This window comes from Enterobacter cloacae complex sp. P12RS, from assembly GCF_014895875.1.
GTDB classification, from domain to species: domain Bacteria; phylum Pseudomonadota; class Gammaproteobacteria; order Enterobacterales; family Enterobacteriaceae; genus Enterobacter; species Enterobacter bugandensis.
Genome location: NZ_JADBQO010000040.1, coordinates 16,449 through 29,822, shown reverse-complemented (window position 1 = coordinate 29,822; position 13,374 = coordinate 16,449). Strand labels below are relative to the sequence as shown.

General features: G+C 52.7%; 9 protein-coding genes. All 9 read left to right on the top strand.

Going from position 1 to position 13,374, the window contains the following annotated elements; all coding sequences use genetic code 11:
• Positions 1-1,026: elongation factor Tu (tuf, locus tag IM284_RS19355; protein ID WP_062936174.1), on the top strand; the 1,026-nt coding region annotated here is incomplete at its 5' end.
• A 227-nt stretch (positions 1,027-1,253) separates the two neighbouring features.
• A complete protein-coding gene (gene secE / locus IM284_RS19350; RefSeq protein ID WP_003862342.1) occupies positions 1,254-1,637 on the top strand; it encodes a preprotein translocase subunit SecE in 384 nt (127 codons plus the stop codon).
• Between the two features lies 1 nt (position 1,638).
• Positions 1,639-2,184 carry a transcription termination/antitermination protein NusG gene (nusG, locus tag IM284_RS19345; RefSeq protein WP_003862341.1) on the top strand — a complete coding sequence of 182 codons (546 nt, stop codon included), beginning with the start codon at positions 1,639-1,641 and terminating at the stop codon, positions 2,182-2,184.
• A 156-nt stretch (positions 2,185-2,340) separates the two neighbouring features.
• Complete coding sequence (gene rplK, locus IM284_RS19340; protein ID WP_008503452.1) at positions 2,341-2,769, top strand: 50S ribosomal protein L11; 429 nt, start codon at positions 2,341-2,343, stop codon at positions 2,767-2,769.
• A 3-nt stretch (positions 2,770-2,772) separates the two neighbouring features.
• Complete coding sequence (gene rplA, locus IM284_RS19335; RefSeq protein WP_006810530.1) at positions 2,773-3,477, top strand: 50S ribosomal protein L1; 705 nt, start codon at positions 2,773-2,775, stop codon at positions 3,475-3,477.
• A gap of 289 nt (positions 3,478-3,766) precedes the next feature.
• Entirely contained in the window at positions 3,767-4,264 is a 498-nt protein-coding gene (gene rplJ, locus IM284_RS19330; protein ID WP_003862338.1) for a 50S ribosomal protein L10, read from the top strand.
• Positions 4,265-4,330: 66 nt separating this feature from the next.
• On the top strand, positions 4,331-4,696 hold the full coding sequence (rplL, locus tag IM284_RS19325; RefSeq protein WP_002445276.1) for a 50S ribosomal protein L7/L12: 366 nt from the start codon (positions 4,331-4,333) through the stop codon (positions 4,694-4,696).
• Positions 4,697-5,015: 319 nt separating this feature from the next.
• Positions 5,016-9,044: a DNA-directed RNA polymerase subunit beta gene (gene rpoB / locus IM284_RS19320; protein ID WP_015569976.1), complete on the top strand. Its 4,029-nt coding sequence runs from the start codon at positions 5,016-5,018 to the stop codon at positions 9,042-9,044.
• Between the two features lie 76 nt (positions 9,045-9,120).
• Positions 9,121-13,344: a DNA-directed RNA polymerase subunit beta' gene (rpoC, locus tag IM284_RS19315; protein WP_028015097.1), complete on the top strand. Its 4,224-nt coding sequence runs from the start codon at positions 9,121-9,123 to the stop codon at positions 13,342-13,344.
• Positions 13,345-13,374: the final 30 nt, after the last annotated feature.

The following is a 13,374-nucleotide window of genomic DNA, read 5'->3' as shown; positions in this document are numbered from 1 at the left end:
CCAGAAGAAAAAGCTCGTGGTATCACCATCAACACCTCTCACGTTGAGTACGACACCCCGACTCGCCACTACGCACACGTAGACTGCCCAGGCCACGCCGACTATGTTAAAAACATGATCACCGGTGCTGCGCAGATGGACGGCGCGATCCTGGTTGTTGCTGCGACTGACGGCCCAATGCCTCAGACTCGTGAGCACATCCTGCTGGGTCGTCAGGTAGGCGTTCCTTTCATCATCGTGTTCCTGAACAAATGCGACATGGTTGATGACGAAGAGCTGCTGGAACTGGTAGAGATGGAAGTTCGTGAACTGCTGTCTCAGTACGATTTCCCGGGCGACGACACTCCAATCGTTCGTGGTTCCGCGCTGAAAGCGCTGGAAGGCGACGCTGAGTGGGAAGCGAAAATCATCGAACTGGCTGGCTTCCTGGATTCTTACATCCCAGAACCAGAGCGTGCGATTGACAAGCCATTCCTGCTGCCAATCGAAGACGTATTCTCCATCTCCGGTCGTGGTACCGTTGTTACCGGTCGTGTAGAGCGCGGTATCATCAAAGTTGGTGAAGAAGTTGAAATCGTTGGTATCAAAGAGACTGCGAAGTCTACCTGTACTGGCGTTGAAATGTTCCGCAAACTGCTGGACGAAGGCCGTGCTGGTGAGAACGTTGGTGTTCTGCTGCGTGGTATCAAACGTGAAGAAATCGAACGTGGTCAGGTTCTGGCGAAGCCAGGCTCAATCAAGCCACACACCAAGTTCGAATCTGAAGTGTACATCCTGTCCAAAGACGAAGGCGGCCGTCATACTCCGTTCTTCAAAGGCTACCGTCCACAGTTCTACTTCCGTACAACTGACGTGACCGGTACCATCGAACTGCCAGAAGGCGTAGAGATGGTAATGCCAGGCGACAACATCAAGATGGTTGTGACTCTGATCCACCCAATCGCGATGGACGACGGTCTGCGTTTCGCAATCCGTGAAGGCGGCCGTACCGTTGGCGCGGGCGTTGTTGCTAAAGTTCTCGGCTAATCGCTGATAACATTTGACGCAATGCGCAATAAAAGGGCATCATTTGATGCCCTTTTTGCACGCTTTCACATCAGAACCTGGCTCATCAGTGATTAATTTTGTCATAATCATTGCTGAGACAGGCTCTGCGGAGAGCGTATAATACGAAAAGCGAATAGCATTTCGATTGGTTTGCCTCGCACTCGCGGGGTGAAAATGTTTGTAGAATACTTCTGACAGGTTGGTTTATGAGTGCGAATACCGAAGCTCAAGGGAGCGGGCGCGGCCTGGAAGCGATGAAATGGGTAGTTGTAGCCGTGCTGCTGATTGTGGCGATTGTCGGCAACTATCTTTATCGTGACATGATGCTGCCGCTACGCGCGCTTGCAGTGGTAATTCTGATTGCTGCGGCGGGTGGTGTCGCGCTGTTGACGACAAAAGGCAAAGCGACCGTTGCGTTTGCCCGCGAAGCGCGTACCGAAGTCCGCAAGGTCATTTGGCCGACTCGCCAGGAAACATTGCACACCACGCTGATCGTAGCGGCGGTAACCGCTGTAATGTCACTGATCCTGTGGGGACTGGATGGTATTCTGGTTCGCCTGGTATCCTTTATCACTGGCCTGAGGTTCTGAGATGTCTGAAGCCCCTAAAAAGCGCTGGTACGTCGTTCAGGCGTTTTCCGGTTTTGAAGGCCGCGTAGCAACGTCGCTGCGTGAGCATATCAAATTACACAACATGGAAGAGTTGTTTGGCGAAGTTATGGTTCCGACCGAAGAAGTGGTTGAGATCCGTGGCGGCCAGCGTCGCAAAAGCGAGCGCAAATTCTTCCCGGGTTACGTGCTGGTTCAGATGGTTATGAACGACGCGAGCTGGCACCTGGTGCGCAGCGTGCCGCGTGTGATGGGCTTTATCGGCGGCACGTCTGACCGTCCGGCGCCAATCAGCGACAAAGAAGTTGATGCGATTATGAACCGCCTGCAGCAGGTGGGTGATAAGCCGCGTCCGAAAACGCTGTTTGAACCGGGTGAAATGGTTCGTGTTAATGACGGTCCGTTTGCTGACTTTAATGGCGTGGTTGAAGAAGTGGACTATGAGAAGTCCCGCCTGAAAGTTTCTGTTTCTATCTTCGGTCGTGCGACCCCGGTAGAGCTGGACTTTGCCCAGGTAGAAAAAGCCTAAGCAGCGATCAAAAAAGCGACGATTTAATCGTTGCACAAGGCGCGGGATTGGAATACAATTTCGCGCCTTTTGTTTTTATGGGTCCCGGCCCGTAAAACGAATTTTATTCACGGGGAGCCTCCCTGAGGCGCTATTACCCAATCAGAGGATTTTAGAATGGCTAAGAAAGTACAAGCCTACGTCAAGCTGCAGGTTGCAGCTGGTATGGCGAACCCAAGTCCACCAGTTGGTCCAGCTCTGGGTCAGCAGGGTGTGAACATCATGGAATTCTGTAAAGCGTTCAACGCAAAAACTGAATCCCTGGAAAAAGGTCTGCCAATCCCAGTCGTAATCACTGTTTACGCTGACCGTTCTTTCACTTTCGTTACCAAAACCCCTCCAGCAGCAGTTCTGCTGAAGAAAGCGGCTGGTATCAAGTCTGGTTCCGGTAAACCGAACAAAGACAAAGTGGGTAAAATTTCCCGCGCTCAGCTGCAGGAAATCGCGCAGACCAAAGCTGCCGACATGACTGGTGCCGACATTGAAGCGATGACTCGCTCCATCGAAGGTACTGCACGTTCCATGGGCCTGGTAGTGGAGGACTAAGAAATGGCTAAACTGACCAAGCGCATGTCCGTGATCCGTGACAAAGTTGATGCGACCAAACAGTACGACATCAACGAAGCTATTGCTCTGCTGAAAGAACTGGCGACTGCTAAGTTCGTTGAAAGCGTTGACGTTGCCGTTAACCTGGGCATCGATGCTCGTAAATCCGATCAGAACGTTCGTGGCGCAACTGTACTGCCACACGGTACTGGCCGTTCCGTTCGCGTAGCTGTATTTGCTCAGGGTGCAAACGCTGAAGCTGCTAAAGCTGCCGGCGCTGAACTGGTAGGTATGGAAGATCTGGCTGATCAGATCAAGAAAGGCGAAATGAACTTTGACGTTGTTATTGCTTCTCCAGATGCAATGCGCGTTGTTGGCCAGCTGGGCCAGGTTCTGGGTCCACGCGGCCTGATGCCAAACCCGAAAGTGGGTACTGTAACCCCTAACGTTGCTGAAGCGGTTAAGAACGCTAAAGCAGGTCAGGTTCGTTACCGTAACGACAAAAACGGCATCATCCACACCACCATCGGTAAAGTGGACTTTGACGCTGACAAACTGAAAGAAAACCTGGAAGCTCTGCTGGTTGCGCTGAAAAAAGCTAAACCAACTCAGGCGAAAGGCGTGTACATCAAGAAAGTTAGCATCTCCACCACCATGGGTGCAGGTGTTGCAGTTGACCAGGCTGGCCTGAGCGCTGCTGCAAACTAATGCCTTTACGTGGGCGGTGATTTTGTCTACAATCTTACCCCCACGTTTGCTAACGAAAGTTAGCGGCTAAAAGATTTGTTCGTTGGAGCCTGGCCTATCCAGGCCTCCGTCGAAGACCGCAGGTGTTTCGCAAGAAACTTAATCCCCTGCGTAGACGGTGACAGAACGCTAAGATTATTTTTAATACTCTGGCTTGTTTCTGCTCACCGTATTAAGACGCTCTTCCCGTTGGGTTGAGTGAAGTGAGTTCCGGAACATGAGTTCCGGCAAACATCCAGGAGCAAAGCTAATGGCTTTAAATCTTCAAGACAAACAAGCGATTGTTGCTGAAGTCAGCGAAGTAGCCAAAGGCGCGCTGTCTGCAGTAGTTGCGGATTCCCGTGGCGTTACTGTAGACAAAATGACTGAACTGCGTAAAGCAGGTCGTGAAGCTGGCGTATACATGCGTGTTGTTCGCAACACCCTGCTGCGTCGCGTAGTTGAAGGTACTCAGTTCGAGTGCCTGAAAGACACGTTTGTTGGTCCGACCCTGATTGCATACTCTATGGAACACCCGGGCGCTGCTGCTCGTCTGTTCAAAGAGTTCGCGAAAGCGAATGCAAAATTTGAGGTCAAAGCTGCAGCCTTTGAAGGTGAGTTGATCCCGGCATCGCAAATCGATCGCCTGGCAACCCTGCCGACCTACGAAGAAGCAATTGCACGCCTGATGGCAACCATGAAAGAAGCTGCGGCTGGCAAACTGGTTCGCACTCTGGCTGCTGTACGCGATGCGAAAGAAGCTGCTTAATCGCAGTTATCTTTATAAAGCATTTGCTTACGTATAAACTTATTCTGATTTTCAGGAACAATTTAAATGTCTATCACTAAAGATCAAATCATTGAAGCAGTTGCAGCTATGTCCGTAATGGACGTTGTAGAGCTGGTATCTGCAATGGAAGAAAAATTCGGTGTTTCTGCTGCTGCTGCTGTAGCTGTAGCTGCTGGCCCGGCTGAAGCTGCTGAAGAAAAAACTGAATTCGACGTAATTCTGAAAGCTGCTGGCGCGAACAAAGTTGCTGTTATCAAAGCAGTACGTGGCGCAACTGGCCTGGGTCTGAAAGAAGCTAAAGACCTGGTAGAATCTGCTCCAGCTGCGCTGAAAGAAGGCGTGAGCAAAGACGACGCAGAAGCACTGAAAAAATCTCTGGAAGAAGCTGGCGCTGAAGTTGAAGTTAAATAAGCCAACTTTTCTGGTTGCAGCCTAAGTAATTAGGCTGATGGCTGGTGACTTTTTAGTCACCAGCCTTTTTGCGCTGTAAGGCATCAGTAGCATTTCACACTGTTTGACTGCTGATTGTCCTGACAATGCTTGTTTCTATCGACGACTTAATATACTGCGACAGGGTGCTCGCTCTGTGTAAATCGCAATGAAATGGTTTAAGCGTGATAGCAACAGGTATTGCGGAAAGTATTCAATTTTCCGGTCCACAAAATGGTGTTGCACAAACTGTCCCTTCGTCGGACAGATGGGTCGACTTGTCAGCGAGCTGAGGAACCCTATGGTTTACTCCTATACCGAGAAAAAACGTATTCGTAAGGATTTTGGTAAACGTCCACAAGTTCTGGACATTCCATATCTCCTTTCTATCCAGCTTGACTCGTTCCAGAAGTTTATCGAGCAAGATCCTGAAGGGCAGTACGGTCTGGAAGCAGCCTTCCGTTCCGTGTTCCCGATTCAGAGCTACAGCGGTAACTCCGAGCTGCAGTACGTCAGCTACCGCCTTGGCGAACCGGTGTTTGACGTTCAGGAATGTCAGATCCGTGGCGTGACCTATTCCGCACCGCTGCGCGTAAAACTGCGTCTGGTGATCTACGAGCGCGAAGCGCCGGAAGGCACCGTAAAAGACATTAAAGAACAAGAAGTTTACATGGGTGAGATTCCACTCATGACAGACAACGGTACTTTCGTTATCAACGGTACTGAGCGTGTTATCGTTTCCCAGCTGCATCGTAGCCCGGGCGTCTTCTTCGACAGCGATAAAGGTAAAACACACTCTTCCGGTAAAGTACTGTATAACGCACGCATCATTCCTTACCGTGGTTCATGGCTGGACTTCGAGTTCGATCCAAAAGACAACCTGTTTGTCCGTATCGACCGTCGTCGTAAACTGCCTGCAACCATCATTCTGCGTGCACTGAACTATACCACTGAGCAGATCCTGGACCTGTTCTTTGAGAAAGTGATCTTTGAAATCCGCGACAACAAGCTGCAGATGGAGCTGGTGCCGGAACGTCTGCGTGGTGAGACCGCGTCGTTCGACATCGAAGCCGACGGCAAAGTGTATGTGGAAAAAGGTCGCCGTATCACCGCGCGCCACATCCGCCAGTTGGAAAAAGATGATATCAAACACATCGAAGTTCCGGTTGAATACATTGCAGGAAAAGTAGCCGCGAAAGATTACGTTGATGAATCAACTGGCGAGCTGATCTGCCCGGCGAACATGGAGCTGAGCCTGGATCTGCTGGCTAAGCTGAGCCAGTCTGGCCACAAACGTATCGAAACGCTGTTCACCAACGATCTGGACCACGGTCCGTACATCTCTGAGACTGTACGCGTCGACCCAACCAACGATCGTCTGAGCGCGCTGGTAGAAATCTACCGCATGATGCGCCCTGGTGAGCCACCAACTCGCGAAGCGGCTGAAAGCCTGTTCGAGAACCTGTTCTTCTCCGAAGACCGCTACGATCTGTCCGCGGTAGGTCGTATGAAGTTCAACCGTTCTCTGCTGCGCGACGAGATCGAAGGTTCCGGTATCCTGAGCAAAGACGACATCATCGAAGTGATGAAGAAGCTCATCGATATCCGTAACGGTAAAGGCGAAGTGGACGATATCGACCACCTCGGCAACCGTCGTATCCGTTCCGTAGGCGAAATGGCGGAAAACCAGTTCCGCGTTGGCCTGGTACGTGTAGAGCGTGCGGTGAAAGAGCGTCTGTCTCTGGGCGATCTGGATACCCTGATGCCTCAGGATATGATCAACGCCAAGCCGATTTCTGCAGCAGTGAAAGAGTTCTTTGGTTCCAGCCAGCTGTCCCAGTTCATGGACCAGAACAACCCGCTGTCTGAGATCACGCACAAACGTCGTATCTCTGCACTCGGCCCAGGCGGTCTGACCCGTGAACGTGCAGGCTTTGAGGTTCGAGACGTACACCCGACTCACTACGGTCGCGTATGTCCAATCGAAACGCCTGAAGGTCCAAACATCGGTCTGATCAACTCCCTGTCCGTGTACGCACAGACAAACGAATACGGTTTCCTTGAGACCCCGTATCGTAAAGTGACCGACGGTGTGGTTACCGACGAAATTCATTACCTGTCTGCTATCGAAGAAGGCAACTACGTTATCGCTCAGGCGAACTCCAACCTGGATGACGAGGGCCACTTTGTAGAAGATCTGGTTACCTGCCGTAGCAAAGGCGAATCCAGCTTGTTCAGCCGCGACCAGGTTGACTACATGGACGTATCCACCCAGCAGGTGGTATCCGTCGGTGCGTCCCTGATCCCGTTCCTGGAACACGATGACGCCAACCGTGCATTGATGGGTGCGAACATGCAACGTCAGGCCGTTCCAACTCTGCGTGCTGATAAGCCGCTGGTTGGTACCGGTATGGAACGTGCTGTTGCCGTTGACTCCGGTGTTACTGCAGTTGCTAAGCGTGGCGGTACCGTTCAGTACGTTGACGCATCCCGTATCGTTATCAAAGTTAACGAAGACGAGATGTATCCGGGCGAAGCGGGTATCGACATCTACAACCTGACCAAATACACCCGTTCTAACCAGAACACCTGTATCAACCAGATGCCTTGCGTATCTCTGGGTGAGCCAGTTGAGCGCGGCGACGTGCTGGCAGACGGTCCGTCCACCGACCTCGGTGAACTGGCGCTCGGTCAGAACATGCGCGTAGCGTTCATGCCGTGGAACGGTTACAACTTCGAAGACTCCATCCTCGTATCCGAGCGTGTGGTTCAGGAAGATCGTTTCACCACCATCCACATTCAGGAACTGGCCTGTGTGTCCCGTGACACCAAGCTGGGGCCAGAAGAGATCACTGCCGACATCCCTAACGTGGGTGAAGCTGCGCTCTCCAAGCTGGATGAATCCGGTATTGTTTACATCGGTGCGGAAGTGACCGGCGGCGACATTCTGGTAGGTAAGGTGACGCCGAAAGGTGAAACCCAGCTGACCCCAGAAGAGAAACTGCTGCGTGCTATCTTCGGTGAGAAAGCGTCTGACGTTAAAGACTCTTCTCTGCGCGTACCAAACGGTGTTTCCGGTACGGTTATCGACGTTCAGGTCTTCACTCGTGATGGCGTTGAGAAAGATAAGCGTGCGCTGGAAATCGAAGAGATGCAGCTCAAACAGGCTAAGAAAGACCTGTCTGAAGAACTGCAGATCCTCGAAGCAGGTCTGTTCAGCCGTATCTATGCGGTGCTGGTTGCCGGTGGCGTTGAAGCTGAGAAGCTCGACAAACTGCCACGCGATCGCTGGCTGGAACTCGGCCTGACCGACGAAGAGAAACAAAATCAGCTGGAACAGCTGGCTGAGCAGTATGACGAACTGAAACACGAGTTCGAGAAAAAACTCGAAGCGAAACGCCGCAAAATCACTCAGGGCGACGATCTGGCACCAGGCGTGCTGAAGATTGTTAAGGTGTATCTGGCCGTTAAACGTCAGATCCAGCCTGGTGATAAGATGGCAGGTCGTCACGGTAACAAGGGTGTTATCTCTAAGATCAACCCGATCGAAGATATGCCGCACGATGCTAACGGTACGCCGGTAGATATCGTACTGAACCCACTGGGCGTACCGTCTCGTATGAACATTGGTCAGATCCTGGAAACCCACCTGGGTATGGCTGCGAAAGGTATCGGCGACAAGATCAACGCCATGCTGAAACAGCAGCAGGAAGTCGCGAAACTGCGCGAATTCATCCAGCGTGCCTACGATCTGGGTACCGACGTGCGTCAGAAAGTCGACCTGAACACCTTCAGCGATGAAGAAGTGCTGCGTCTGGCAGAGAACCTGCGCAAAGGTATGCCAATTGCAACGCCGGTATTCGACGGTGCAAAAGAAGCTGAAATCAAAGAGCTGCTGCAACTGGGTGGTCTGCCAACGTCTGGTCAGATTACGCTGTTTGACGGCCGTACCGGTGAACAGTTTGAGCGTCCAGTAACCGTAGGTTACATGTACATGCTGAAACTGAACCACTTGGTCGACGACAAGATGCACGCTCGTTCTACCGGTTCTTACAGCCTGGTTACTCAGCAGCCGCTGGGTGGTAAGGCACAGTTCGGTGGTCAGCGCTTCGGGGAGATGGAAGTGTGGGCGCTGGAAGCATACGGCGCGGCATACACCCTGCAGGAAATGCTCACCGTTAAGTCTGATGACGTGAACGGTCGTACCAAGATGTATAAAAACATCGTGGACGGCAACCATCAGATGGAACCAGGCATGCCAGAATCCTTCAACGTACTGTTGAAAGAGATTCGTTCGCTGGGTATCAACATCGAACTGGAAGACGAGTAATTCTCGCTCAAACAGGTCACTGGTGCCGGGTTAACCCCCGGCACCGGATTGTGCTAACTCCGACGGGAGCAAATCCGTGAAAGATTTATTAAAGTTTCTGAAAGCGCAGACTAAAACCGAAGAGTTTGATGCGATCAAAATTGCTCTGGCTTCGCCAGACATGATCCGTTCATGGTCTTTCGGTGAAGTTAAAAAGCCGGAAACCATCAACTACCGTACGTTCAAACCTGAGCGTGACGGCCTTTTCTGTGCGCGTATTTTCGGGCCAGTAAAAGACTACGAGTGCCTGTGCGGTAAGTACAAGCGCCTGAAACACCGCGGTGTGATCTGTGAGAAGTGCGGCGTTGAAGTGACCCAGACTAAAGTACGCCGTGAGCGTATGGGCCACATCGAGCTGGCGTCTCCGACTGCTCACATCTGGTTCCTGAAATCTCTGCCGTCCCGTATCGGTCTGCTGCTGGATATGCCGCTGCGCGATATCGAACGTGTTCTGTACTTCGAATCTTATGTAGTTATCGAAGGCGGGATGACGAACCTGGAACGTCACCAGATCCTGACTGAAGAGCAGTATCTGGACGCGCTGGAAGAGTTCGGTGACGAATTCGACGCGAAGATGGGTGCGGAAGCTATTCAGGCCCTGCTGAAGAGCATGGATCTGGAGCAGGAGTGCGAGCAGCTGCGTGAAGAGCTGAACGAAACCAACTCCGAAACCAAGCGTAAAAAGCTGACCAAGCGTATCAAACTGCTGGAAGCGTTCGTTCAGTCTGGTAACAAACCAGAGTGGATGATCCTGACCGTTCTGCCGGTTCTGCCGCCAGATCTGCGTCCGCTGGTTCCGCTGGATGGCGGTCGTTTCGCAACGTCCGATCTGAACGATCTGTATCGTCGCGTTATCAACCGTAACAACCGTCTGAAACGTCTGCTGGATCTGGCTGCGCCGGACATCATCGTACGCAACGAAAAACGTATGCTGCAGGAAGCGGTAGATGCCCTGCTGGATAACGGTCGTCGCGGTCGTGCGATCACCGGTTCTAACAAGCGTCCTCTGAAATCTTTGGCCGACATGATCAAAGGTAAGCAGGGTCGTTTCCGTCAGAACCTGCTCGGTAAGCGTGTTGACTACTCCGGTCGTTCTGTAATCACCGTAGGTCCATACCTGCGTCTGCATCAGTGCGGTCTGCCGAAGAAAATGGCACTGGAGCTGTTCAAACCGTTCATCTACGGCAAGCTGGAGCTGCGTGGCCTGGCCACCACCATCAAAGCCGCTAAGAAAATGGTTGAGCGTGAAGAAGCTGTCGTTTGGGATATCCTGGACGAAGTTATCCGCGAACACCCGGTACTGCTGAACCGTGCACCAACCCTGCACCGTCTGGGTATCCAGGCATTTGAGCCAGTCCTGATCGAAGGTAAAGCTATCCAGCTGCACCCGCTGGTTTGTGCGGCCTATAACGCCGACTTCGATGGTGACCAGATGGCTGTTCACGTACCGCTGACGCTGGAAGCCCAGCTTGAAGCGCGTGCGCTGATGATGTCTACCAACAACATCCTGTCTCCAGCGAACGGTGAACCAATTATCGTTCCTTCTCAGGACGTTGTATTGGGTCTGTACTACATGACCCGTGACTGTGTTAACGCCAAAGGCGAAGGCATGGTGCTGACTGGCCCGAAAGAAGCTGAGCGTATTTATCGCGCTGGCCTGGCCTCTCTGCATGCGCGCGTTAAAGTGCGTATCACCGAATACGAAAAAGATGCAAACGGCGAATTCGTTGCGAAGACCAGCCTGAAAGACACGACCATTGGCCGTGCCATTCTGTGGATGATCGTACCGAAAGGTCTGCCTTTCTCCATCGTCAACCAGGCGCTGGGCAAGAAAGCGATCTCCAAAATGCTGAACACCTGTTACCGCATTCTGGGTCTGAAGCCGACCGTTATCTTCGCTGACCAGACAATGTATACCGGCTTTGCTTATGCAGCGCGTTCAGGTGCATCTGTTGGTATCGATGATATGGTCATCCCAGAGAAGAAACACGAGATCATCTCTGAAGCGGAAGCTGAAGTTGCTGAGATCCAGGAGCAGTTCCAGTCTGGTCTGGTAACCGCGGGCGAACGCTACAACAAAGTTATCGATATCTGGGCAGCGGCGAACGATCGTGTATCCAAAGCGATGATGGATAACCTGCAAACCGAAACCGTGATTAACCGTGACGGCGTCGAAGAGCAGCAGGTTTCCTTCAACAGCATCTACATGATGGCCGACTCCGGTGCGCGTGGTTCTGCAGCACAGATTCGTCAGCTGGCAGGTATGCGTGGTCTGATGGCGAAGCCAGATGGCTCCATCATCGAAACGCCAATCACCGCGAACTTCCGTGAAGGTCTGAACGTACTCCAGTACTTCATCTCCACGCACGGTGCGCGTAAAGGTCTGGCGGATACCGCACTGAAGACAGCGAACTCCGGTTATCTGACGCGTCGTCTGGTTGACGTTGCGCAGGATCTGGTTGTGACCGAAGACGATTGTGGCACCCTCGAAGGTATCACCATGACCCCGGTTATCGAGGGTGGTGATGTTAAAGAGCCGCTGCGCGATCGCGTACTGGGTCGTGTGACCGCGGAAGACATTCTGAAGCCGGGCACTGCAGACATTCTGGTTCCACGCAACACCCTGCTGCACGAACAGTGGTGTGACCTGCTGGAAGCGAACTCTGTTGACTCTGTGAAAGTGCGTTCCGTTGTATCCTGTGACACCGACTTTGGTGTGTGTGCGCACTGCTACGGTCGTGACCTGGCGCGTGGCCACATCATCAACAAAGGTGAAGCCATCGGCGTTATCGCGGCACAGTCCATCGGTGAGCCGGGTACACAGCTGACGATGCGTACGTTCCACATCGGTGGTGCGGCATCTCGTGCGGCTGCTGAATCCAGCATTCAGGTGAAAAACAAAGGTAGCATCAAGCTCAGCAACGCGAAGTCTGTTGTTAACTCCGCAGGCAAGCTGGTTGTGACCTCTCGTAACACCGAGCTGAAGCTGATCGACGAATTCGGTCGTACCAAAGAGAGCTATAAAGTGCCTTACGGTGCGGTTATGGCGAAAGGTGATGGCGAGCAGGTTGCCGGCGGTGAAACCGTTGCAAACTGGGATCCACACACCATGCCGGTAATCACCGAAGTAAGTGGTTTCATCCGCTTTACTGACATGATCGACGGCCAGACCATTACTCGTCAGACCGACGAGCTGACCGGTCTGTCTTCTCTGGTGGTTCTGGATTCTGCTGAACGTACTACCGGCGGTAAAGATCTGCGTCCTGCACTGAAAATCGTTGATGCTCAGGGTAACGACGTTCTGATCCCGGGTACCGATATGCCTGCGCAGTACTTCCTGCCGGGTAAAGCGATTGTACAGCTGGAAGATGGCGTACAGATCAGCTCTGGTGACACCCTGGCGCGTATTCCTCAGGAATCCGGCGGTACCAAGGACATCACCGGTGGTCTGCCACGCGTTGCGGACCTGTTCGAAGCACGTCGTCCGAAAGAGCCTGCAATCCTGGCTGAAATCAGCGGGATCATCTCCTTCGGTAAAGAGACTAAAGGTAAGCGCCGTCTGGTTATCACCCCAGTAGATGGCAGCGAGCCGTACGAAGAGATGATTCCTAAGTGGCGTCAGCTCAACGTGTTCGAAGGCGAACGTGTAGAACGTGGTGACGTGGTTTCCGACGGCCCAGAAGCGCCGCACGACATCCTGCGTCTGCGTGGTGTGCATGCTGTTACTCGTTACATCGTTAACGAAGTACAGGACGTATACCGCCTGCAGGGCGTTAAGATTAACGATAAGCACATCGAAGTTATCGTTCGTCAGATGCTGCGTAAAGCAACCATCGAAAACGCGGGCAGCTCCGACTTCCTGGAAGGCGAGCAGGTTGAATACTCACGCGTTAAGATCGCTAACCGCGATCTGGAAGCGAACGGCAAAATCGGTGCGACCTTCGCACGCGATCTGCTGGGTATCACCAAAGCGTCTCTGGCAACCGAGTCCTTCATCTCCGCAGCATCGTTCCAGGAAACGACTCGTGTCCTGACCGAAGCCGCTGTTGCAGGTAAACGTGATGAACTGCGCGGTCTGAAAGAGAACGTCATCGTGGGTCGTCTGATCCCTGCCGGTACCGGTTATGCGTACCATCAGGATCGTATGCGTCGTCGCGCTGCGGGCGAACTGCCAGCAGCACCGCAGGTTACTGCTGAAGATGCATCCGCGAGCCTGGCAGAACTGCTGAACGCAGGTCTGGGCGGTTCCGACAACGAGTAATCGTTGATGCCGTAAATAAAAAACCCGCCT